The organism is Pseudomonas sp. NCIMB 10586 (assembly GCF_023127895.1).
In the GTDB taxonomy this organism is placed as follows: Bacteria; Pseudomonadota; Gammaproteobacteria; order Pseudomonadales; family Pseudomonadaceae; genus Aquipseudomonas; species Aquipseudomonas synxantha_A.
In genome coordinates this window covers 30,536-54,154 of sequence record NZ_SPKQ01000037.1, presented here as the reverse complement: position 1 = coordinate 54,154, position 23,619 = coordinate 30,536, and the positions used below count along the sequence as shown (strand labels likewise).

General features: G+C 58.3%; 15 protein-coding genes and 1 pseudogene. 1 reads left to right on the top strand and 15 read right to left on the bottom strand.

What is annotated here, in order from left to right; translation table 11 throughout:
• The first annotated feature begins 222 nt into the window (after positions 1–222).
• Positions 223–480 (top strand): hypothetical protein, encoded by a 258-nt coding sequence (locus tag E4P01_RS13450; protein ID WP_005783616.1) that lies wholly within the window; start codon positions 223–225, stop codon positions 478–480.
• 115 nt (positions 481–595) lie between these two features.
• Here E4P01_RS13450 and E4P01_RS13445 read toward each other — a convergent pair.
• The 15 genes and pseudogenes from E4P01_RS13445 to E4P01_RS13375 all read right to left on the bottom strand — a co-directional run.
• Positions 596–832, bottom strand: a pseudogene (locus tag E4P01_RS13445) (IS4 family transposase); the annotation flags it as partial.
• Positions 833–1,084: 252 nt separating this feature from the next.
• Positions 1,085–1,390 carry a hypothetical protein gene (locus tag E4P01_RS13440; protein WP_122482199.1) on the bottom strand — a complete coding sequence of 102 codons (306 nt, stop codon included), beginning with the start codon at positions 1,388–1,390 and terminating at the stop codon, positions 1,085–1,087.
• On the bottom strand, positions 1,387–1,857 hold the full coding sequence (locus tag E4P01_RS13435; RefSeq protein ID WP_128876260.1) for a DNA/RNA non-specific endonuclease: 471 nt from the start codon (positions 1,855–1,857) through the stop codon (positions 1,387–1,389). The genes E4P01_RS13440 and E4P01_RS13435 overlap by 4 nt, the downstream gene beginning before the upstream one ends.
• A gap of 152 nt (positions 1,858–2,009) precedes the next feature.
• A complete protein-coding gene (locus tag E4P01_RS13430) occupies positions 2,010–2,453 on the bottom strand; it encodes a hypothetical protein (RefSeq protein WP_216090548.1) in 444 nt (147 codons plus the stop codon).
• A gap of 114 nt (positions 2,454–2,567) precedes the next feature.
• Complete coding sequence (locus E4P01_RS13425) at positions 2,568–3,149, bottom strand: DUF1629 domain-containing protein (RefSeq protein ID WP_248130070.1); 582 nt, start codon at positions 3,147–3,149, stop codon at positions 2,568–2,570.
• A 234-nt stretch (positions 3,150–3,383) separates the two neighbouring features.
• Positions 3,384–3,740: a hypothetical protein gene (locus tag E4P01_RS13420; RefSeq protein ID WP_003187492.1), complete on the bottom strand. Its 357-nt coding sequence runs from the start codon at positions 3,738–3,740 to the stop codon at positions 3,384–3,386.
• 243 nt (positions 3,741–3,983) lie between these two features.
• A complete protein-coding gene (gene comJ / locus E4P01_RS13415; RefSeq protein WP_116666376.1) occupies positions 3,984–4,457 on the bottom strand; it encodes a competence protein ComJ in 474 nt (157 codons plus the stop codon).
• Positions 4,457–12,373 (bottom strand): DUF637 domain-containing protein, encoded by a 7,917-nt coding sequence (locus E4P01_RS13410; protein ID WP_216090545.1) that lies wholly within the window; start codon positions 12,371–12,373, stop codon positions 4,457–4,459. The genes comJ and E4P01_RS13410 overlap by 1 nt, the downstream gene beginning before the upstream one ends.
• A 30-nt stretch (positions 12,374–12,403) precedes the next feature.
• Positions 12,404–14,125 carry a ShlB/FhaC/HecB family hemolysin secretion/activation protein gene (locus E4P01_RS13405; RefSeq protein ID WP_005783598.1) on the bottom strand — a complete coding sequence of 574 codons (1,722 nt, stop codon included), beginning with the start codon at positions 14,123–14,125 and terminating at the stop codon, positions 12,404–12,406.
• A 478-nt stretch (positions 14,126–14,603) separates the two neighbouring features.
• Positions 14,604–15,086, bottom strand: a complete 483-nt coding sequence (pgaD, locus tag E4P01_RS13400) for a poly-beta-1,6-N-acetyl-D-glucosamine biosynthesis protein PgaD (RefSeq protein WP_078819978.1) — start codon at positions 15,084–15,086, stop codon at positions 14,604–14,606.
• A gap of 2 nt (positions 15,087–15,088) precedes the next feature.
• On the bottom strand, positions 15,089–16,429 hold the full coding sequence (pgaC, locus tag E4P01_RS13395; protein ID WP_216090544.1) for a poly-beta-1,6-N-acetyl-D-glucosamine synthase: 1,341 nt from the start codon (positions 16,427–16,429) through the stop codon (positions 15,089–15,091).
• A 2-nt stretch (positions 16,430–16,431) separates the two neighbouring features.
• Positions 16,432–18,435 carry a poly-beta-1,6-N-acetyl-D-glucosamine N-deacetylase PgaB gene (gene pgaB, locus E4P01_RS13390; protein ID WP_216090543.1) on the bottom strand — a complete coding sequence of 668 codons (2,004 nt, stop codon included), beginning with the start codon at positions 18,433–18,435 and terminating at the stop codon, positions 16,432–16,434.
• A 12-nt stretch (positions 18,436–18,447) separates the two neighbouring features.
• Positions 18,448–20,928: a poly-beta-1,6 N-acetyl-D-glucosamine export porin PgaA gene (pgaA, locus tag E4P01_RS13385; protein ID WP_216090542.1), complete on the bottom strand. Its 2,481-nt coding sequence runs from the start codon at positions 20,926–20,928 to the stop codon at positions 18,448–18,450.
• Positions 20,929–21,266: 338 nt separating this feature from the next.
• Positions 21,267–22,763 carry a YdgA family protein gene (locus E4P01_RS13380; RefSeq protein ID WP_032878495.1) on the bottom strand — a complete coding sequence of 499 codons (1,497 nt, stop codon included), beginning with the start codon at positions 22,761–22,763 and terminating at the stop codon, positions 21,267–21,269.
• 146 nt (positions 22,764–22,909) lie between these two features.
• Positions 22,910–23,542, bottom strand: coding sequence for an NADH:ubiquinone oxidoreductase subunit N (locus tag E4P01_RS13375; RefSeq protein WP_116666385.1), 633 nt, complete (start codon positions 23,540–23,542; stop codon positions 22,910–22,912).
• Positions 23,543–23,619: the final 77 nt, after the last annotated feature.

Genomic DNA, 23,619 nt, shown 5'->3' with positions numbered 1-23,619 from the left:
ATTTGCGTGGTCGTAGTGCGTTTGTTCGTGGGCAGTATGTAGGCAATAGGTGGCAAGACGTTAGCGGCTGCGGGCACGCTCCGAAGCAGCGGCATTTTGATGCCTTGCGCGGGCTTGGTGGTGCGGCTTATAGTCCGGCCGTCGCTCAAAAAGCGACCGGGTTTGGCGACCCGAAGAACGAGCCCTCAATAATCAATAGAGAGCTTAATGATGAATCGATACATCCCCCTCACCGGCCACGACTGCACCGTCCCAGCCCTGATCATCGACACCCAGGCACCTCTCGACGTCCTTCACGACGCCGCCGTGCACCGCATTCGGGCCGTCACCCAACTGCTGGAAAACCTGGCCTTTCGCGAACAACTCAGCAGCGATGCCGTAGTACTTTCAGACTTCGCCCATTTGCTGGCCATTCCGCTGCGCGATGGGTGTGACTTGCTGGATGTCATCAGTCGCAGGCTGAATGCCGATCCGTCCTGAGTGAAAATCGGGCGGCCTTTGTGTCGCCCGCTTTGTGCGTGAGCAATCCACCAAATAAACCGGTCCCCTTATCTGCTTCCTCCTAATTTAAATAAACCTGTCCCCTTTTCTGCTAAAAATCATTCACGGCCTTCTGACAAGAACGGTCGGCATTCATGGCCTGGGCCAGAAACATCGACAGCGTTTCAGTCGGCGGGAACAAGCGTTGACGATGCTTGGGAATCACTGACTCGACACGCTGTAGCAGCGCCGGATCGGCTAGCAGCTTAAAGAATGCATGGGCGTTGCTGTTTTTGGCGTGCTGCTGAATGCGCTGCTGTTGATACCTGACGATTTGACGTCTACGATTCACGCGGGCTGTCCTTGTTCGAGTGGTGTGTGTTCGCAACTATCACCGTAGACCAAGGACGGCCTTTTTTCATTTTTCTTTATTCATATCAGCTGGTTAGCTGTTAAGGAAGTGCCATTCAGGGCGAACTTATTAAATTTGCTTTTTTCTACTATCTTTACAAATTCAAATAAACCCACCCCTTTTATATAACCCTCCTTGACACAAATCAAATGGACAATCAATCACACTCAAAAATTAATTTCACACTTTTACTCACGGATAAACGAAATTCGTCTTTACTTGCCCACCAACATCGTAACTCATCACAAAAGAACTCCAGTTCTCACCCCGCGATGCTGCGCTAGCCTTCAACTCCTTAATTAATCGATACAAAACAGCACCATTGAAATCAGTTTGCGGCTGCTCATTTACCACGCCATTTTTCTCAATGGAGATTTCTTCAACCATGTATCCATCGCACACCTCAGTCTCATACCTGAAGGCATCATAATCTTCAACAATTCCTGACTGAAGCAATTCAAATATACTTTTAACAATTTCTATATCTTTGGTAATCATTCTTTATGCTCCGGTATTCTGCGAGCTTCATTTTCAAATCGAACAGTTTGACGCTTTCCATCGATTATATAAGTAACATCCAACGTATCTGGGCGCAACGATCGAGGATCTTCGCGATTAAATTTTATAGTTGTCGGTCCTACTACTTTATTTGGATCGTTCAAAGCGCTCTTGATTTTGTGTTCGTAAAATACCTTATACGCTGAGCTATTGAAATTCTGATCTTGGGCGAACAAGTTGTAACCATCGCATGTCCCACCCTGACTACACGCTTGTGCGTGTCCGCCTACATCAGTTTCTCTACCGGTCTTCCCAGCAGCAGTTTGCCTCGCGTCCCGTGGAACCTTGATATCAACCGGGGTGAACGTGAGCTCTTCGACTAGACCTCTACTGTCGGTTACAAAAGTAGTGCCGTTGTCCAGCTCATAACGCTGGTTGGGCATACGTGCTTCTGGATTGTTGAGCATTTCGTACTCAGGCGATCCTTTGACTGGCTTACTGCTGTCGACTTTGATTGTTTCAGCCGTTGGTGTGTCTTGACGATTCTAACAAAAGGGGACAGATTTATTTAATAGCTCCCAGCGCAAATTTAAATAAATCAGCACCCCCTTTTCTCGCGTCATTTAACACAGCACACCTGATCATCAGAAAGATAATAAAGTCCCTCCAGCTTTCCGCAAATGGAAGGAAGACCGAAAACCGGTTCTGAGGCATAAGAAATAGGCAACTCGGATCTAATCAAACCGGCGAACTCCGAACTTTCCCACGCGGGAGTTACTATACCGCTCCAAAAATTTACTGTGCCCCCCTTATCAGACAATATAAAAGGCTTTACGTATTCAATTACGGCATTGGAGTCCCAATATAAATAACCGCGATACACAGCGCCACTTTCACCAAGAAAATCATTTCGAACGATAATCTGAAAATCTGAGCACGTTTCCTGTTCGGCGAGGGGGCGTACAGTTGATTCATCCTCCACGGTGTCGTCCATCGGAAAAAACCAAACGCTATAGCTATCAAGATCATCAATCGTTAGCTCATATACTTGTTTGTCCGACACAAATCGCCCCTATGTAATTAAATACAACAAAAGGGGGGCAGATTTAATCAATGGTCTTTGCACTACCACCACGAATTAAACAAATTCGCCGCCTTCCCCAAACTACCTGAACAACTAGGTAACGGTTTCTTGATCACCATTAACAGAATCAAACAGTACGCCGACAACACCAGCCGCCATAAATCGCCGTTTCACTTCTTCACTTACTATGACCGCACCCAAATATTTTTTAAGTCTAAATATATGACTTGATCCGACCCTGCCCGGGTCAACTACCAAATTGTAGAAAGCACGATAGTTGCCGGCCATATCTGGCCTAACAGGATCATCTACCTCAAACTTTTTATAGCGAGAGCGCTTTTCATCCACGCAATCGATTTGCGTTTCTATAATCATCAAAAAATAGCTCTGGCAAACCACTTTATGGTTTATCTTAACCGGCTCAAAAACGACATGCTGATAAAGTTCGTCTATCTCTGGCAAACCGGCGAGCGAATTTTTTGCCCTCTCGCTTAAAACAGGAACACTGGCGTATCCAGCGAGGGAATAATCAACTTCTTTACCGTCGAACCTTACATCGAGGGTATATGTGCCTGGCTCCGTAAAATTAACTGCAGGATCACTGAAATGCCAGTTATCTACATGATGTACATCTCCGAGCACCCACCTATCGCAGACAGTTACATCTTGTCGCATTAAGTAATATCTCATTTCAGTCCCTCGTAAGCCATTTATCAACTTCACTACCCACGATTACTGCTTCTGACTTAATCCCTTCCAATATTTTTGTCACGAATCAACGAAAAAAGGGGACTGTCTAGTCCTGAAATAGGTTTACACCTGCTTCAGGACTAAACAGCCTTTAAACTCTAGTCTAGATAAATCTGCCCTCTTTTCTTGTCCCTTTTCTTCAGTCCCCTTTTCTTAAACTTATTCATCATCCCAAAACTGCCCCGGCGGCGCATAGTTGCCATCTTCCAAGATGCTGCACCATCCAAAAAGCCTATAAAACATTTCAAGATCCAATATTTGGTAGATATCAATATCAACTTTTTTTAACGACACCCGACCGTGTGCATAGTGAGAGTATTGCCCACCTACCCCACCTATCGCTCTTTTTTCAAGTTCTGCACGATCCCACTCCAGAACGGTTCCTGCAGCTTCTGGCAAAGGGTCCAAAAATTCAATTTCAAACTCCGTTGCAATTTTGCAAATGCAAGGAATCAGCCTTTGCTCGAGCAGGCTGTGGGTTAACAAATTCTCGGGAAACTTAATGCTTAATTTCATTTCAGAGCATCCTTTGGAACAACAACATAACCTGAAAAATTCTTTTCAAAAGTAGTCGCGGGGCTAAAATACTGCTTACCATGAGGATCACGAATTGCTACGACAGAAATGCCATTTCTGGTCGTAATGCCGTCGACCACAACAAAATGGGAAAATCCAAGAATAAAGGGGACAGATTTATTTAATAGGCTTTATTACCGCTATCTCGAATTAAAATAAATCCGCCCCCATTTCTCCGAAATTTTATCCCGCAGGAACCGCATCGATATCAAACTCACCTTGCTCGTCAATTTCGACGTCCGCTCTCAACACCTCAAAATCGCAGCCCCCTAAATTCAAATGGACATTTATTTCATACACTGCACTTGAGGAGGGTCTTATAAATTCGACCTGAAGAGAATAATCTCCTTCAGGCAGTTCTAGAGGAACCGTACTCGAAATACTACCAACCTCAATATTTCTATCTATTACCGAGAAGGGAACTTTAAAGGCCCGAACCACGTCTGCGCTTATAGCGGGCACTTGTTCGTTAATGAAAAAGCTAATTATATGATCCCCTTCGTCAATCAAAGCTCTAAAAGAGACACTCCCTAACCTCCACGCAAATCCTTGCGCATAACTACGATCACTCCAATCATTATACGGCTGATCAAGCGAACTCAAAAACACGCAAAATTGCGAATAAGACAAATATATACTTTCTCTAAACCTAGCCATTAGTCCACCACCTTAATTCTGACTTTCTCGCCATCGGGCAGTCCGCGACATGCATTACCTATACATGCGCCAGCCCCCATATTATCTTTCGGGCTTATGGGTCTAACACTCGCTCCAGTCCCACCCTCTTTAAACATTGCCGGTGGATACTCATCTAACTGTTTCCCAGGGACCTTAGGAAGACCACCAATAGAGTCCTTTCTGTTTCCGGGAGCACCAGGCCTATCAATTGTTAATACATCAGGATGACCGGCATTTTGCGCATCTGAAATATGCTCTGCCGCTTCCCCATATTTCCCACGGGATATTAATATTTCCTTTGACACTAACGGTACGTCAGGAGACGCAGTTTCACCCTGAGTAGCTTTCCCTTTCCCAGAGCGAGACGGCAATGCTACTCCGACTCCAGCCTTTATAGCCTCTGCACCCAGTTTAACCAATGCTCCGCCACCTGCAGAGCTGATATCTGCTGCAATTTTGCTAGAAGCGTCGAGGTTGTTCCCTATCACAAAACCTACAGCGGAGGCAGCGCCACCCTGCTTTTCGGATCGAAGCCTACCTACCAGATCGACAAGTTTCTGGTCATCGTTCGCCAAGGAAGTAGCAATACCTCGGCAGCGTTGCGGATCGCGTGCGCAAAGCGCATCCAACTCGTCATTTCTCCGCTGATCAAGTTCCGCATAACGCTGCCTGACCTCACGCTTCTCTTGCTCGGTAGTCTTGCTATCTACCTCCCGAAGCATTTCCTCGACTTCTTCGTGGTAAAGATAGTTAAACGTCGTTGCCTTCTGAGCAATCTGAGAGCCCTTGTCCAAATCTCCGTCGACAGCCGCTGCCGCTAGCAAGCCTGTTAGTTGTGAAAGCATCAGCGTGATGTCGTCATTGCCTTGAGCAGCCCACACCAACTGATTGATGAGTGCCTCATTCAGCCCGGCAGCGGCAGCACCGGTTTTGAAATCGCTACCTGTGGCTTCAGCCAGCAATCCCCCCATCAAAGCGTGCGCAATAATCTTTTGAGGGCTGCCATTGGGGAACGTGACGTAATCACCCACCCAATTAAAACCGGTAGCCATTGCAACGTTGCCAGCCTCTCCCAACAAGGCCGCATTGAAGTTGTCGCCAAAGCTTCCCCCTTGAATGGCCGTCGATATTCCGCTAGAGATCACCGCCCGGCCACCGGTACGCAGCGCGATATCGCCCGCTGACGTCCAGGTGAAAATATCTTTGGAGGAGTTCGTAACCGCCAAGGTTGAACCCGTACTCGGGGTAACACCTTGGACTGTGCTTGTACTTGTGCCTGCACCTGCGCCGTCAGCACCAGCGAACCAATTGGTGTCGGCATACTCAAGAGCCCCCGCCGTGAACCCGGCGACTGCTGCGCTTTTCAGGCTATTGGCGCTGACCGTTTCCTTAAGCGCTGCACCCAAATTGCCTTTGTTGTTGATGGTGCTGGTGACTGCCGTCGTACTCAGGCTGGTGCTCACCGCAAGGGTGGCTCCCTGCAACCCGAATCCTACCGGCCCCATAATCGCCGCCATCATGATCGCAATCGCAATCTTGGCACCGGCACCCAGCCCCGAGTTGTCGTACTTGAAGCTCTCGTGAATCTCTTTCACCTGGCGCCAATCAATGTCGCCACGTGCCTCAGCTTGCTTGAGCCAGGCCAAATTAGGATCAGCCTTGACCATCGCATCAACGGTCTGGCTTACAGTCTGCTGATCGACCTGTTTGACGTCGATACGAATGCCTTCGGCGGCCTTGATGACAAGCTGTCCTTGGGCAACCAACTCGCTCTGACGCAAGGTTTCGTCTGTATTACCTTTGCCCTTAGCGCTGAACCACGAGAGGTCGCTTTTGCTCTTAGTGTGGCTCTCATCGTGCAGGTCCTTGACGCCTTCAAAGACAATTGCACCACCGCTATCAAGGATGATGTCCTTGCCGCTATTAAGCTTCGCAACTTGATACAGCTGGTCGCCGTCGCTTTTAAGGACTAGGTTGCCACCTGTCTTGATCTCGGTCCCTACCTGGGTGGTGCGGGTCACTTCATCCATCTGCGCCTTTTTAGCGCCCCAGCTTCCCTTCTCCTTCATGTCATACAACGTATGCGTACTGTTCTCAGCCGCCAACAAACTCAACTTATCCCCGCTATACAGATAAGCCTCATTCCCCGCACTGATCCTGCTCGCCACAATCGTGGTGTCACGCCCAGCCTGGCTGACAAAATCCCCCCCCGCCGTCAGCACGCTCGCCACTTGAGTGGTCTGGTCGTCCGAGGTCTTGATGCGTTTTTTGCCGTCCTTTTCCTTGCCCTCGACGTTGTGCATGTCGCTGACCGAGGCGACGTTGAGGTCGCGGCCGGCGGCGATGTTGAGGTCTTTGCCGGCGGTGGCATTGCTGCCGATGATGTTGACGTCTTGCCCGGCCTGCATGTTGAGGTTGCCGCCCGCCGTGACGCTGGCGGCGAGGTTTTTGACGTCGGTGGTGATGCTGGATTTCTCGCCGCCGTCGCGGCTCTCGTGTTTGACGCTGGTGTCGCTGGCGGCGATGAGGTTGAGGTCGCGGCCGGCGGTTAAGTTCGCGTCGTTGCCCGCTACCAGGGCACCGCGGTTGGTGAGGTCGCGGCCGGCGTCGATGGCGAGGTTTTCGCGGGCGACGATGGTGCCGGCGCTGGTGTCGGTGAGGGTGCGCATACCGGCGCCGTCACGCACCTGGATGGCGGTGGTTTCGTTGGTGATATCACCTTTGAGCGCCGTGAGGCTGACTTGCTTGCCGCGGATTTCGCCGGCCATGGCGTTGCGGATGCTGTCCTGGGCCAGCAGGCTGAGGTTGTTGCCGGCTTCGACCAGGCCACCGGTGTAGATACTGCCGCTGCTGATGGCGGAGAGGTTGTTGCTGGCGCGCAGGGTGCCGACGTTGATCAGGTCGCCGCCGGTGACCAGGTTGAGGTCGCGGCCTTGGATGAGGCTGTTGCCGCGCACGTTGCGCGAGTCGGCCTGGGCCAGGTACAGCACCGGTACGAGCACGGTCTGGCCGTCGATGACGCGGTTTTCCATCCACACGATGTCGTGGGTCAGGGCGCCGACTTGCTGGTCGGTGAGCGCCACGCCCAGGCTAAGGCGCAGGGCGTCTTTGCTGGCAAGGCCGTTGTCCATCAGGTAGCGGAACTGGTCGGCGTCGCTGTACAGGCCGCCGGCGAGGAAGCGTTGGCCGGTTTGCGCGAGGACGGCGTCGCGGATCAGGCGGGTTTCGTACTGGCCGTCACCGAGGCGGCGCCAGGCATTGTCGGCATTGAAACCGAGTTTGCCGAGCATGTAGTCGGAGCTGAAGAAGCCCGACGCCGAGGTGAATTCGGGGTTGGTCTCGATCAGGTAGTGGCTGGTGGGGTCGGCGTTTTTGACGAACAGGCCGTACTCGCCCTTGGGCAGTTGGAAGGTCGGCGAGCTGGTGGGGTCGACCGGCGCGAAGGCGGTGCCGGTGTAGTCCACCGGTACGAAGCCGCCACCAGGGGCCACGCCCACCACGGGTAATACGCTGCCGGGCGCCTGGGCGCTCGGGTCGTTGGCGTGTTTGCTCAGGTTGATGTTGATGCCACCGACGGGGATGCCGGTCTGGTCGTCGCCGAGGGTGCCGGTCAACTGCGCCAGGGTGTTGTTGTGCAGCGTGCCGTTTTGCAGGGTGCGGGCGACGTTGAGGTTGACCGTGCCGCCGGCTTGCAGGGTGGCGTCGTAGCCGGGGCCGCTGTTGTTGGTCCAGGTGGTGACGTCACTCGCGTAGGCGAACGGCAGGCTATTGGGTGAGCGGCTTTTGAGTTCTTCGAAGCGCGCCTTATCGAAATTCCCGGCCGCCGTGGCCGCATTGAACGCGGGCACGTCGACATATTGCATGCGTTCAAACAAATCGTCGGAGACGTGGCCTGGCGTGCCGATGACAAGCTTGCGCTGGCCCGTGCGCGTGGCGGCGCCCTGATTGAGCAGGTCACCGGCAGTGATGCTCAGGTCGCCATTGGCGGCCATCAGGCTGTAGCGGTTCTGCACATTGTCGCCTTGCAGCAGCATGTTTTTGCCCGCCACCAGGCGCGCCGCTACCGAGTCCTTGGTCGCCGCCTCAAGGTACGTTTCGTAGATGGTGATCTCGCCACGTTCCCAGTTGTCGCTCTCGCCGCAGTGCTGGCCACAGATCCAACTCAAGCTGCCGGTGGTCAGTGTCTGCCCGAGTTCGAATTCGTCTTTGGCGTTTTCGATAAAGCCCGCATTGATGCCGATCGAACCTTCGCTTTCCACGGTGCCGGAGCGGTTGCTGAACAGCACGGCACGCCCGCCATCCCGTGCGGCGAAACTCAGGTTGCCTTTGCTGTAGACATCGCCATAGAGGTTGCTGAAGCCATTGCTGCGCAAGGTCATGTCGCCGCCGCTGAACAGCAGCGTATCGGCAGCATTGGTGATGCCGTTGACGGCGGTGAGGTTCACTGCGCCCTGGGCGCCGAGGGTGCCACGGTTGTTGATTTGCGCGGCGGCGATGTCCAGTTGCTGGCGGGCGGTGAGGAAGCCGAGGTTGTCCAGGGTGCCGCCCAGGGTCAGGCGGGCATTGGTTGCGGCCAGGCGGCCGCCGTTCTGGCTGAGGTTGTTGGCGGCGACGGTGAGTGTTTGCAGGGCCGAGACGCGGCCGCTGTTGGTGATATCGCCGGTGGTGATGCTGATGTCACCGTCGCTGAGCAGTTCACCGCCGTTGTCCAGGCTGGCCACGTTGAGGATCAAGCCCTTGGCGCTGGCCATGCGGTCGCCGGCCTTGAGGGCCAGCCCCTGGTCGCTCTTGTAGGTGAGCACGTCGTTGAGTTGCACGCGGCCCAGGCCGTCGACGTTGCCGAAGGCCCAGTCGGCGCTGCCCATGCCCTGGATATTGCCCTGGCTGCCTTCGATGCTGGCGGTGTTGAGGTGGAACAGGCCGGTGCCGGCGTGTTGCAGCATCCCGTTCTGGTTGTTGACGCTGGCGGCGTCAAGGCTGAAGGCCTGGCTGCCGAATTCGAGGGTGCCGTTCTGGTTGTTCAACGCACCGCTGAGGTTGACGCGGCTGCTGGCGCCGCCCAGGGCACGCAGTTGGCCGTTGGCGCTGTTATCGAGGTTGCCGCCAGTGAGGGCCAGGCCCTGGTTGGCTTCGACCAAACCGCCCTGGTTGGTGAGGGTGTCGCGTGAGGTCAGGTTGATCTGATTGCCGCTGACCTGGCCGCCCGCGCTGTTGTCGAGGGTGGCGCCGCTGACGGTCACTTGTTCTTTGCCGAACAGTTTGCCGCCACGGTTGGCCAGGGCTTCGACGGTGAGTTGCAGGTTGCCGACCAGGCTTGCCATCAGGCCGCCGCTGGCGTTGTCGACGTTGTTGGCGGTGACGGTCAGGCTGTCGCCCTGCACGGTGCCGCCCTGGTTATCCAGGCGGGTGGTGTTCAGTTCGGTGAGGGCGCCGCCGCTGAGGATCAGGCCCTTGCGGTTGCTCACATCCTGGCCGCTGTAGCTCAGGCCTTCGGCGCCGGCCAACAGTTGGCCGTTGTCGTTGTTCAGGTGCTGGGCGGCGATGTCCAGGCGCTTGCCGCGCAGGGTGCCACCGTCGTTGTTGAGGGTGGTGAGCTGCTTGACCAGCACGCTGCGTTCGCCCGCGTCGATCTGGCCGCCGACGTTGGTCAGCAGGCCGCTGACCTTGAGCACCACGTCGCCGCCATCGCTGACCAGCGCGCCTTTGTTGCTGTTGTTGAAGGTCTGCGCGGTCACGTCGACGGTCTGCCCCAGCAGGATGCCGGCGCTGTTGTCGAAGCGCTCGCCTTGCAGCTGCAGCAGGCCCTCGCTCTGAATGCGGCCCTGGGCGTTGAGCAACTGACCCGGGCCCTTGAGCAGCAGGCTTACGCCCTGGGCGCCACCGGCCAGCAGGCCGGCGTTGCGGTTGTCGAGGCCGGAAGCGCGCACGTCGAGGTGGTCGCCCAACACGCGCCCGGCGCGGTTGTCGATATCGCCGCCAGCCACGTCGAGCAGCAGTTGTTTGCCGACGATCGTACCGCTCTGGTTATCCAGGTGGGCGGCGTGCAGTTCGATATCGCCCTGCCCGGCCTGCAAGCGGCCCTGGGCGTTGTTGAGCTGTTGCGCGGCGGTGAGGGTGAGCTTGCCGGTGTCGGCGCTCAGTACGCCGCCTGCGTTGCTGCTGAGGGTACCGGCAGTAACGTTCAGATCGGTGCTGGCCTGGGCGAAACCCTGGTTGTTGTTGAAGGTGTTGGAAATGGCTAGGTTGAGTGCGCCACCGTCGGCCTGGATCAAGCCCTTGAGGCTGTTGTCGAGGTTGCTGGCAGTGACGGTCGCGGTTTTGGCCACCAGCACGCCGTTCTGGTTATTGAGCTTGCCAGCGTTGACCGTCAGGTCGTTGGCAATGACTTGCCCGCCGCTGTTGTTCAGATCGGCACTGGCGAGCACCAGGCTGCCGCCGGCCATTTCGATACGGCCCTGGCGGTTGTCCAGCGAGGCGCTGTTGAGCGTGGCGGCCTGGCCTTCGCCGAAGCGGATCAAGCCGCCGAGGTTGACGATGGCCGGAGAGTTGATCGCCAGGCTCTGCTCGCCGAACAGGCGGGCGCTGGCGCCCTGGTTGGTGAGTTTGGCGCTGCTGACCTCGACGGTCTTGGCCTGGATGATCGCGCCCTGGTTGGTCAGCGCCTGCGCGGCGGTGATCGCCAGTGCACGGCTGGCCAGCAGGTTGCCGCTGGTGGTGACGGTTTGCGCGTTCACCACCAGATCGCCCGTGGTGTTACGGCTGTTATCGGCGGCGACGCCGGCTTCGATGATGCCGGGGTTGTTCACGCTGGCCGCGTTGATCTCGATGCGCTGGCCGGCGGCGATGCTCTTGCGGTTGACCAGGGCCTGGGCGCTGGTGACCTGCACATTGCCGTTGGCGTAGACCTTGTCGGTGAGGTCGACGTTTTGCGCGGTGACTTTGACGTTACCGGTGGCCGCCGCCTGCGCCATGCTCAGGCGCCCGTTGGCGTCGAGCTGAATATCGCCACCACTGGCGGCCAGGGTGCCGTCGAGCTTCACGCCCACACCGGCCTCGGTACCTACCAGTTTGATCGCGCCGGCATACATGCCGCCCAGGGCCGAGGAGTCGATCGCCAGCTCGGGCTTGGCGCTGCCGTCGTCGGCACGGGCGGTGGTTTTCAGACTTTGCGCATCGACGTCGTTGCGCCCGGCAATCACGTTGAGTTCGCGGGCGTTGATTTGTGCGTTGATCTTGGCCGAGCGGGTGATGATGTCGAAGCGTTCGACGTTGCTGGCGTTCAAGCCCTGGCCGTCGATGGTCACGGCGCCGCCGTCCACTTCATAGCGCTGCAACTGGCCGCTTGCGTCGAGCACTGGTTTGCCGGTGGTGAGGGTGACGTTGGGGGTGTTGATAAAGCCGCAACCGCTGCACGTCACGCCGTACGGGTTGGCCACGATGACCTTGGCCGACTGCCCCGCCACTTCGGTGTAGCCGCGCAACTGGCTGGGGCTGCCGCCGTTGACTTCGTTGAGGATGACGTTCGCCGCGCCGCCCTTGAGGTTGGGGTTGCCGACAATGATCCCGCCCAGTTGGGTGTTGACCATGGCGCCGTTGCCGTTGTTGAGGATCACGCCGTTGGGCCCGACGTTGTAGTCCTTGAACTGGTTATGAGACAAGCCCGCGCCATTGGGGGTGGCGATGTTCACCACCGGCACGCCATTGCCCGCCGCGCCTACGGTGGTGCCCGGCGCACTGACCACAATGCCCTCGGCCTGGGCCAGCAGCGGCTGCCAGAACAATGCGTTGGCAAGGATCAACGCCAGCCCGCGCTTGGGCAGGCCGAAGAACGCGTCCCGGCGCTTCAGGGCGGCAGAAGGTTGGCGGGCCAGGAAGGCGAATTGGCGAACATCCATTGTCAGGCTCTCATGCAGCGGGGCGTTGAATTACAGGAAAAAATCCATGCGGAAGTAGATCGGCGCTTCGCGCTCGGTGACTACACCGGGTCTTTCTAACGAATGAGCAAAGGTCACGCTGGTGCTGACGTGTTTGCCACGGGCGAACAGCTCCAGGGAGTTGCTGGACACCCGGCCATGAACGTTGTCGTTATAGCGGTCGTTGCGGATCACGCCCTGGTCGTAACCGACGCTGGCGCCGTATTCGAAGAAGGCCGGGCGCATCCAGTCGAGGGTCACCGGGCGTGCCCAGCGCACTTCGTTGCGCCAGTAGCCGCCGCTGTCGCCGGTCAGCAATTGGTCCTTGAAACCGCGCACCGAGGCCGAGCCGCCGAGGCTCATGCGCTGCGGCGAAAACAGCGGGTCTTCACTGCGCTGCCCGGTGGCCAGGCTGCTGAAGCTGAACGACTCGCCCCACAGGCTGAACGGTTGCAGGTAGCTGACCGTGGCGGTGTATTTGCGGTAGCGCGAGTTCGGTTGGCGACGGCCCGCAGGGTCACGCTCGTCTTGCGCCTGGGCGTCGAGCAGGCCGATGCCGCTTTGCATGCCCAGGTCCAGGTTGACGAAGGCACTGCCGATGCGCCGCCCGTGGTTGACGCCCAGTTGCAGTTCGCTGAGGCGGTTGCTGCTGGGTGCGGTGCGCACGTCGAGGATGTAGTTGTTGGTGCGCAGGTGCGCCAGGCCGACGTTGACCGAGGTCTTGCTGACGTCATCGCGGTGGATCACACGCTCGGCGCGCAGTTGGTGGTTCTGGTTGTCGCCGTCCTGCTTGTATTTGAAGCCGTCGGCGATGCCGTAGGTGCGGTAGTCGCTCTCGCTGTAGGTGTAGCTGAAGTTCCACCAGCCCCAGGGCACGTTGTAGTAGAGCATGGTGTTTTTCGAGGTTTTCTGGTGGTCACTGATGGCGTCGTGGCCGCCGCGCAGCATCAGTTGGTCGCCCAGGCCGAGTGGGCTGTCCCACTCCAGGCCAGCGCCCCATTGCTGTTCGCCGGTGCTTTTCTGCCCGTCGTTGTTGCGCGACAGGCTGGCGCGCCAGGGCTTTTGCGCGGTGTTCTTGACCACCACGTCGCTACCGCCGATCTGCTTGCCGGGGGTGAGCTCCATCTGTGCTTGTTTGGACGGCAGGCGATTGAGCTGGTCCACCAATTGCTCGATTTCACGCAGGTTCAGCGCTTCACCGACCTTGCCGGGAAAGGCCATGGCCAGTTCGCGGTCGGTCACTGTGCTGCCTTCGGCGCTGCGCAAGGCTTCGAGTTTGCCTTCCACCACCAGCACTTGCAGGTGGCCGGTGGAAAGGTCCTGTTGCGGCAGGTAGGCACGGCTGGTAACGCGGCCTTTGCCGAGGTAGTAGTCGGTGATGGTTTTGAGCAAATCGTTAAGCTGCGACACGCCCAGGCATTGGCCGATGTAGGGCTTGAGCAGGCGCTCGCGCTCGGGCGCCGGCAGGCTGTCGGCACCTTTGAGTTCGATGGTTTTGATCGGGAAGCACCGAGTGTCGGCAGGGCTTGCCGGGGCTTGGGGCTTTTCCGCTTTGCCGGGCAGGTCCTGGAGTTCCTGCAGACGCCGCTGCTGCTCTTCGAGCAGGCGATTCTGCCGGTCGCGGATCAAGTCCTGATCGCCAGGCGTGGGGGCGGCGGATGCACTGTTCAGGCTCAGGCAGGTGAGCAGGAACGTGCAGAGAAGAAACCGAGTCCGTGGCAATAACGAAGACATGTTCGATCCATCGAAAATCAAGGGCCGCGAAACTAACATTGAACTTCCAGCTAGCCTAGAAACGGGCGAAGTTGGGCCGTTCGCTGAAATAGTCTTCAAGCTATTGATTAATAAATATAAATTTTCATCAAAAGGGCCAAGCCTTTTCACCGGAAGTGATTATTCCGACAAGTGGCAGCGATTTTGATGGCAATTCGACGAAGGGTTTTTTGATTGCCATTATTTAGCCATCAAGTTTCGTCGAGTTAGGTTAGTACCGAGGAAAGGAGAAAAGTTCGCGGGGGTTTTGTGAATTGGATCCCATTTATCGGAATTCCAAGGAGAGGGTTGGACCACTGCAATCTAAACGGTGGGAAATAACCAATGTGGGAGGGGGCTTGCTCCCGATAGCGGTGTGTCAGTCATATATCTGGTGACTGACACTCTGCTATCGGGAGCAAGCCCCCTCCCACATTGTGTACTCGCAGCATTGAGGATGTCAGCCAATGCCCTTGTCTTTGTCGGCCCCGGGCACCAGGGTCAGACCGGGGCGCTCGACGTCGCGGGAGACATGGGACTTCACGTCTTCCACTCCGCCCTCCTCGTCGTTGTGGATCACCAGCACGCCGGGTTTGCGAAACTGCTCCAGGTGGCCATCGCCCAGGTTGAAGCTTTCACTCAGGTGCTTGTCGCTCAGGGCATTGGCCTCTGCGCGGCGCTGGGCAAACTGGCGGCCGCGGCGCTGTTGATAGCGCGCCCAGCCGATCAGGATCAACGCGTTGAACAAGGCGATCCACAGGTAGATCTGCAAGGTGTTGAGCGCGGCAAAGATCGGCGCCTCGATGCGTGGGCCGCCATGGGTTTCGAGCATGGCGCCGATGCCACGTGCCAGCAGCCAGACCAGCCCGCCCCAGGCCAGCAGGGTCAGCAACACATCGATGATCCACATCACAGGGCTTTGGCGAGTTCTGACCAGTTTCATAGTCACGCCTCCTCTTGGGCAGGTTTGATACCACGGTCCGGGCTGACCCAGCGTGCGCGTTTTTGATGCTGGTTGAACAACACCTTGGGAAAGCTGACCAGGGTGGTAAACAGGCTCACCAGCCAGAACACCATCGGGTACCACACGGTCCAGAACAGGGTTTTCCACAGGTCTTTTTCGTAGCGCCGGTCGATCAGGATGCTGACCGCAAACTGCAGCAGGCACACCATCGCCAGCACCAGGCCGGTAAACGCGGGTGGCACCAACGAGTCCACGGTAATCGCCGCCGGCAGCGTGACGAATTTACCCACGGCCCAGAAGATCACCGACAGCAGGAAGGTGAAGGCCCAACCGGTGGACAGGCAGTATTCGAACAGCAGCGGCCACAGGTAGCGATGGCGCCATTGCCAGATGCCGCGAATATTCTTGAACAGCACTTCGGCGCCGCCCTGGGCCCAGCGCAGGCGCTGTTTCCACAGGCCGCCGACGGTCTCGGGCATGAGGATCCAGCACAGCGCACGCGGCTCGTAGAAGATCGACCAGTGATCCAGTTGCAGCTTCCAACTGACATCGATGTCTTCGGTGATCATGTCGGTGCTCCAGTAGTCGATGCGGTCCAGCGCCTTCTTGCGAAACGCCACCACCACACCCGAGACCGTGAAGATCCGTCCGAACACCCGCTGGGTGCGCTTGATCAAGCCGATGATCGAGGAGAACTCGCCGACCTGAACCCGCCCGATCAGGGTGGAGCGGGTACGGATGCGCGGGTTGCCGGTGACGGCGCCCAGGCGCGGGTTGTCGAGCATCGGCGCGACCATGTAGGCCGCCGCGTTCTTGTCGAGCAACGCATCGCCGTCTATGCACACCAGGTATTCGCTGCGGGCGGCCACCGCCCCCATGCGCAGGGCCACGGCCTTGCCCTGGTTCTGCGCCAGGTGCAGCACGCGCAGACGTGGGTGTTGCAGTGCCAGGGCATCGAGTACCGCTGCGGTGTTGTCGCTGGAGCCGTCGTTGACCGCGATCACTTCGATGTTTGTGTACACCTGGGCCAACGCGGCCGCCATGGTGTCAGCGACGTTATCGCCTTCGTTGTAGCAAGGGATGATGATCGAAATCAGCGGGTTACCGGCCAGGGTCGGCGCCGGGGTGTCTTCCTCCCACGGCCAATGGCGCTCCCAGTGCAGCCAGAAGTACAGGCCGCCGGCGATCCACAGCGCCGACATGAACAGCGGGTAGAAGAACACGAAGTCCATCAGGAACTGCCCGGTGATCAGGAAGATCAGGCCCAGAGGCAGGCCCAATACCAGCGCCAACACGAATAGAGCCAGGATTCTGTCGAACATGATCAAGGATTCCATTGGTTGGAGAGGGCCGGACGTATCGTCTTCAAGTCCGGGGAGTTTTCCAGGAAGTTGTCCGGGTAGTAGCCGAAACTGGTGACGCCCTGGCGTTTGAGTACACCCATCCACTCTGCCAATTGCTCAGCGCTGATATCCGGCGCGGCTTGGGTGCGCCAGTCTTTGGCTTGCAGTTCGAAGACGGTCTTTTCCAGTGCGCCGGGGCGTGCCTTGACCGTGGCCACCAGCTTTTCCAGCCAGGCATTGGAGTCTTTCAGCGACTGGCCTTCCATCAGCGGCATGGCCATGGGCGCCGTCCAGTCGTAGGTCTTGAGGAAGTCATCAAGGTTCTGCGCAAACCAGGCTTCGCTGCCGGGGTTGAGCATCGGCTCGGCGAAGATATTGCGAGCGGTGAGGATCTGCGGGCCGCGAATGGCGCGCACCTTCACGGTCAGCTCGTTGGTGAAATCGGTCAGGTAGCGGCTCTTGAAGCGAGTCCAACGCTGCATCACTGCAGGGTCGGCACGCAGCGCAGCGATATTGTCCGGCAAGCCCTGGGCAGCATAGGCCTTGAGTGCGGCGGGGCTGGCGTCTTCAAAGTCGCTTAGCAGCGCATCGTCGTGATACAGCACGCCGTCGATGGCACTGTTGCTGGTACGCGCCAGGTCTTCGTAGATCTCACCGATGAGCTGCCGTACTTTCGGATCAAAGGGCGACAGGCGCTTGTATTGATCCGGATCGGTAGCAACCTTGCCGGTCTGCGGGTCCCAGCGGGTCACGCGTGGCAGCTTGGCGTCGAGGGCAAAGCTGAGCACCGGCATCCACGCAAACACGCTGGCGTGGGCACGGGTATGCAACTGCCAGGAAACGCGGTTGAACAGGTCGGCGCGCATCGGCAGGTGGCGGTTGGGGAAGTACACCGAATGCACCAGGCCATCACCCTTGGGGTCGGCGTAGGCTTGCAGGAACACCGTGACGGCCCCCATGTCCACCACGCGCTGCACCAGCACATCAAGGTTGTGCGCCTGTTGAACCGGGTCGGGGTCATAGACGTGATCCAGGTCTACATGCAAGACGCGCAACGGTGCCTTGGCCTGAACCGAAACCATGCTGCTGGCGAAGTGTTCCCCATCCGGGTCGGAGGCCACCAAAAAGCGCGGGCTGTTCATCAGCTTGTTGGAATCATCCAAACCGTCATCCAGCGTAAGCGCCATCTCATAGCCGTGTTCACCGACCACGGCCAGGGTGGTGCCATCGGCCGCGCCATACGGCCACACCCATACCCGTGGAGCCTTGCCAGTGACGGTACGGATTTTATTGGAGATGGCTGCTACGTCAGTACGCATCCGCGCCTGGAACTGCGCTTCGGTTTCATAGCGACCGGTCGCCGGATCATAGCGGCGCGTGGTGGCCGCGGGTTCAAGGTTGCCCTGGGGATTGGCGAGTATGCCTTTGTGATTGGCGTCGGTATGGGCGGCGATTTCCACCAGGCCCGATCGGGACACTTCACGAATCTGCTGCCAGGTCAGGAAGTCGCCCCGTGCCCGTGGCGTACCGGCGAAGTCCACCGGCTGGTTCAGCGGCGTGTCGATCCAACTGCCCACCGGCGCCAGCACGGCCGGCCAATTGTAGGCCCGCAGGATCGGCATCACGCGGGTGTAGAAGCTGGAATAGCCGTCATCGAAGCTGAGCGTCACCGCTTTGGGTGGCAGCGTCGGCCCGCCACGGCGTGCAGCGAGCACCTGGTCGACGCTGACCGCCTGGTAACCGTTCTCGCGCAGCCAGGCCAATTGCTCGATCAAGCGCTCGGTACGCACCGCCACCACGGCCTGGTCAGGGTCGTTGTCCGAGACGTCGTGGTAGGCAATGCCCAGGAAATGGTTCTTCGGCCATGGTGCTTCGCTGGCCAGTGTCGGGCGCTCGGCAGGTGGAACGAATGGCGCGGGTTGCTGGGCGCATGCGGCGGCCAGCATTACACCCAGGACCAGAAAAAAACGACTGAGGAGGGTCATGGTCAGGCTCTTCTAGAAACGGTAAGTGAGGTCCAGGAGCAGGCGCAAATCGCGTTCGCGCTCGCCGTCGTAAGGTCGGCTGACCAGGCTCAGGTTGGCGCCGGCTTCCAGCACGTCATTCCAGCGAAAGCGTTGGCCGTACCCGATCAAGCCGACGCCGCCGGTGGAGTAATCCTTTTGGCTATAGGTACCCGCACCGAGCTGGAACTGCTGACTCCACTGGGTTTCGTAGCGGTGATAAAGCACATGGTTGACGTTGACGGTGGGCAACACACTGAAGTCGGACTTGGGGTTGAAGTAGATCGTGTCTTCCTTGCTGTTGCGGCTGGCACCGACTTCCAGGCCCAGCTCTACTTGCACTTTTGGCGAGCTGTAGATGCCTTCGCGACCGGTGAGCAAGGCTTCGACGCGGTCGTTGCCATCGCTGAAATGCGACGGGCTGACGGCCAGTTTCCACTCGCGGCTTTCGTTGGCGCGCCAGCGGATAAAACCGCTGCCGCCGTTGGCCGTGACACCTTCATTCAACGCCCGCAACGGTGTGGTATTAAGCAGGTAGCCAAGGCTGCCGCCGTACTGCCAGTGGTCGTTGATGTCGCGGGCGATCGACACGCTCGCGCCTTGTTTGGCGCCATCGCCATAGGAATGGTTGGACACTTCGGCTTCGATGGTCATGTCGCGGGTGCGCCGCTCCACGCCCACACGCTGCCAACGGTGATGGCCGGTACCTTCGGCGAAATCGGCAGTGCCATAACCGACACCGGCGAACAGGCGCCAGTCCTCGTCGATGGGTGGGGTGTAGATCACGCTTTCTATGCCCCAGTCACGGCTACCCGACACGGCGCCGGCCTCTTGGTTGTTGCCGCCTCCGAAGCTTTTACCGGTGTAGGCTTCCACCCGCACTTCGGCCATGTCGTGCACGTCGCGCAGGCGTTTGAGGCGCTGTACCTGGCGGTTGTCCGGGTTACGGGCGACGACGTCATCGGTGAGCAGGTCGAGTTGCCGCCATTCCTGCAAGTCCAAGGCCGTGAAGCCTTGGGACATTTCCACCCCGATGTCACGGGGGCTCTGGTTTTCGGTCTCCTTGAGGGAGTCTTCAGCGCGTCTTGGCCAATCACGGGCACGGTACATTTCTGCCTGGGCCAAACGTACACCGATGCTGCCGGGAGCTTTGCTCCCCAGGTCTTCCAGCGCTTGTTCGCTGGCATTCAGGTCGGCGCCATAGGTACCGGCCTGGGCCGCCAATTGCTGGGCGTCCATCCATTCGTCGTTAGGGTTGCCGATAGGCAAACCCTTGAGTTCAACCCGAGGTTTCTCGGTGCTGGCCAGCTGCGTGGCGACCGCACGCGCCTCATCCACCTGATCGTTTTCCAACAAGGCGTAGAACAGGGCGGTGCTGTCTTTGACATGATCACCGACGTCGGCATCCGCTGCAGTCAGCGCCTGGCGATACAGCGGCGCGGCTTTTTCCGGCAGGCGCTGGTCGAGGTAGGATGCGGCGACCCAGCGCACGGCGTAGGTCGGCAACTGCACGCCTTGGGCGGTGAGCACTTCGTATTCGCGAATCACCTCAGCGGTGCGTGCACGGGCCTTGAGTGCCCCAAGCCGGTCGATACGCCAGCGCACGACGTCGTCGTGGGCAGTGGCGTCCGGAGCCCAGCGGCTGATCAGCTTGTCGTAATCCTGCAGGGCGCGATCGGCGATGACGTAGCGTTCTTTTTCGGTACGCGTAGCGAACTCGGCCATGCGCACGCGCTCGGCGGCAAGGTCGCCTTCCAGGCGGCGCTGGGTGACCGCGTCCACCAGGCCCGGGCGCTTGGCCGACAGACGCAGGGCGGCTTCGGGCAAGCGAGCCTTTTGCAGGGCGACGATGTATTCACGGGCCACTTCCGGTTTGTCGCCGGCACGGATAAAGGCTTGGTCGAACTCGAACAAGGCGTCGTAATTCAAGCCGGCGCGTGTCAGCGCATAACCCAGGGCCATGCGGCGGTTCGGGTCATTGGGTTGCGCCGCCACCATCGTGCGCAAGCGTTGCACCGCTTCGTTGGCCTTGCCGCCATCGGCCTGGGTCAGGGCCTGGCCCAGTTGCAAGTCGACGTTATTCGGTTCACGCAGCAGAGCCTGGCGATAGACCGCTTCGGCCTGAGCCCATTGTTTTTGATTGCGATAGGTGCGCGCCACCGTGGCAAGTGCCTGGGTGGTGAGGTTGCGGTGCTTGCCTTGTGCTTCGTACACCTTGAGCACTTCGTCGTCTTGCCCGGCCCAACCGGCAATCACCAGGTGGTCACTGACCTGGCCTGGGGTTTGGCGTTCGGCAGACAGTTGGCGCAGTTGCGTCAACGCCGGCGTGAAGTGACCGTTGCGGGCCTGGATGATCAGGGCATCGTAGGCGGGATCGGCAAATGCGAGGCCAGGAACCAGCAATTGGCTGCACAGGGCGGCCCCGATAAGCAGACGCAACCGGCCTGAAGCACTGTAGGGGAGGTTTCGCAGCATATCGTGAGCTTCCTTACACACGGAAAGCCCTAACGATAGATGGTCCTGAGCAAAACGCATCAGGGTGTCGGCGTCTCGGGACCCGACCTAGCTTTCCTGTAAGAACTATCTCTTAGCAAAGTAGGGGGAAGTACAATTCAGAACAATTGTTCAGAATTGTGCGGTCGCGATTTTTTGCCCTCACACAAAACGAATGTGGGAGCCGGGTTTGTGTGGGAGCCGGGCTTGCCCGCGATGCAGGCACCGCGGTCGTTCAGCCAGACCGGGGCGATGCTATCGCAGGCAAGCCAGCTCCCACACAAGCCTGCTCCCACATTTTTTTACTGCATTTTCAGCGCTTACTGGGCGCCGCTCACCGCACCGACTTTCGACATCACAAAGCCAATGAACTGCTCAACGGTCATCTTCTGGCCGTTGAAGGTCACTTCGTTGTTGGCGTAGTGCAGCTTGGAAACCACATCGGTGCCCACCAGGGTTGCCAGTTGCGTGCCGACTGCCATGCCGCTGACCATCTCGGCCGCCATCTGCGATTGCTGCTCGATGGCTTTGGGGTCAGTCACTCCACCGACCTGGGCTTGCAGGGCGGCTACGTCGCTGATCATTGGCTTGGACAGGGTCAGGTTGGCATCCAGCAGCGCAATCATCTGCTTGCCCAGTTCAACCGGCGGCAGCTCCATGGACGTCGGCTTGGCCAGGTCCACAACCAGGTTGAACTTGCTTTCGCCGTGGGTGGTTTTAAGCGACAGGTTTTCCACCGCCAGTTGCGGCTTGGCAGCCAGTACCTGGTTGACGTTGGCTTCGGCCAGGGCCTGCTCGGCTTCGGTCAATTGCAGTTCCGGCACGGGTTGGCCAGCGGCGGCCGCGGCTTGCACCGGTTGCATCTTGTCCTGGTAGAGCTTGGTCAGCACCAGCATCGCCGGGATATCGACGTTCTTCATGCTCACGGCCATGGCAGCCGAGCCGACTGGTTTGCCCTGATAACCGATCTCGTCGATCTTGTAGTCGACGCGGCCGGCCAGGTTGTTGTCCTTGGCTTGGGTAGAGTCTTTCTGCTCGAAGCCCTTGAGGGTCAGCACGGCTTTCTGCGGGCCGAAGGTGACCTTGGTATCGGTCAGTTCCACGGTGTTCTGGCCGGTGTAGAAGCCAAAGGTGGATTTCTCCAGGTTGCTGGCAACAGTCAGGCCAGCCAGTTCCGCTTCGAACGGTGCGCCATTGGCATCGATCGCCGCGACCTTGAGGCTGTTCATGAAGCCATCAGCCTTGACCTTCTGGCCTTCGGCGCTGCTGTCGAATTCCAGGTTGGCGCCGGAGAAGCTCACCGAGGAGGTGTCGTCCTTGAACTCAAGCGGCAGCAATTCGATGTTGCCGCTGACCGAACGGCTGTAGCCGATGTTCGCCACGCCTTTGAGCGGCGACACGTCTTTGCTGGCGGCGAACCATTTTTCAGTGGTGGGGTTCTTTTCCAGTTCGTAGTGACTGGTGGCCATGACCGGCAACCACTTGAGGGTCACCAGGCGCGAGAACGGCAGCGGGCCGTGCTCGATATGGTCGACGAACAGCAACTCAGGGTTCGGGTTGTCTTCACCGAACACGCTGCCCTGGCCCTTGAGGCGATAGTGCGCCGTGCTGCTGAACACGCCACGGTCCAGAGACACCAGCTCCAGAGCCACGCTGCCGTCGACGCCGGCCATGGAGGTCTGCAACTCTTTGTTGGCGTTCTGGATGGCGGTTTGCAGGACCGGCTCCAGTTGTTTACCGGTGTACCAGGCGCCGCCCGCACTGACGGCGCCGATGGCGACAACAAAACCCAAGAAAACAACTGCTGGCTTATTCATGAAGTGACCTGATCAAATCCTGTGAGAAGTGGGCTGTCTTCCTTGAACCCCGAAGGGGTTGGCTCAAGCCCGCCGAAAACGGGGGAAGATTAGCACTGGCGAGCGCAAACGGCCCAGCCTTTCAGAGGGATCAGTTCAGCAGGAGTTCAGGAGTACTCCTGTTCGACTTCATCCAACTGGTGATCAAAACTCTTCAAGCGGGCGGTCCAGGTGTACACCAGCACCTCGAACTCGCGGTGGATCACGGCATTGCCGGGGGTGTCGGTCTTGGGGTCGCAAAAATCCAGTTGGTAGCGCTCGCGGGCCATTTGCGTGGCGACATCGGACAATTCCCGCGCGTTATCGAGCCAGTGCCTACCGTCTGCGACCTGTCGATCCAGCAGCACGCATTGTTTTTTCAGGACTTCGAGGCTTTTTTCCAGCGGCGTGCCGGTGAGGTCGCCCATCACTTCCTGGAAGGTGCGCCCGGGCTGCCAGTAGCTGCCCCAGAAATAGCGGTCGAATACGGTTTCGACGCGGCGCAGGGCAACCTTGGTGTCCCAGATCGCCACGCGGGTCTTGCCTTGCTCGAGGAGCTTTTTCTTCACTCGCTGGTTTTGATAAGACGCCCAGGCCACCACGCCGATGGACAGGGTGCCGATCACCAGGCAGGCGCTGTCCAGGAACACCATGGCCTTGTCGAGTTGATGGGCGAGCATGACACCGTAGAAATACGCGGCCGATAACAATACCAGTGCGAAGAGCACGCACCAGAAAGCGGGAGCATAAGGGTTTTTCATTATTGGAATCCCCATGAGCAAACGCGAGCTTTGTCGGGTGAGACGTCACGGCGCCTCACCTGACAAAGCATAGCAAT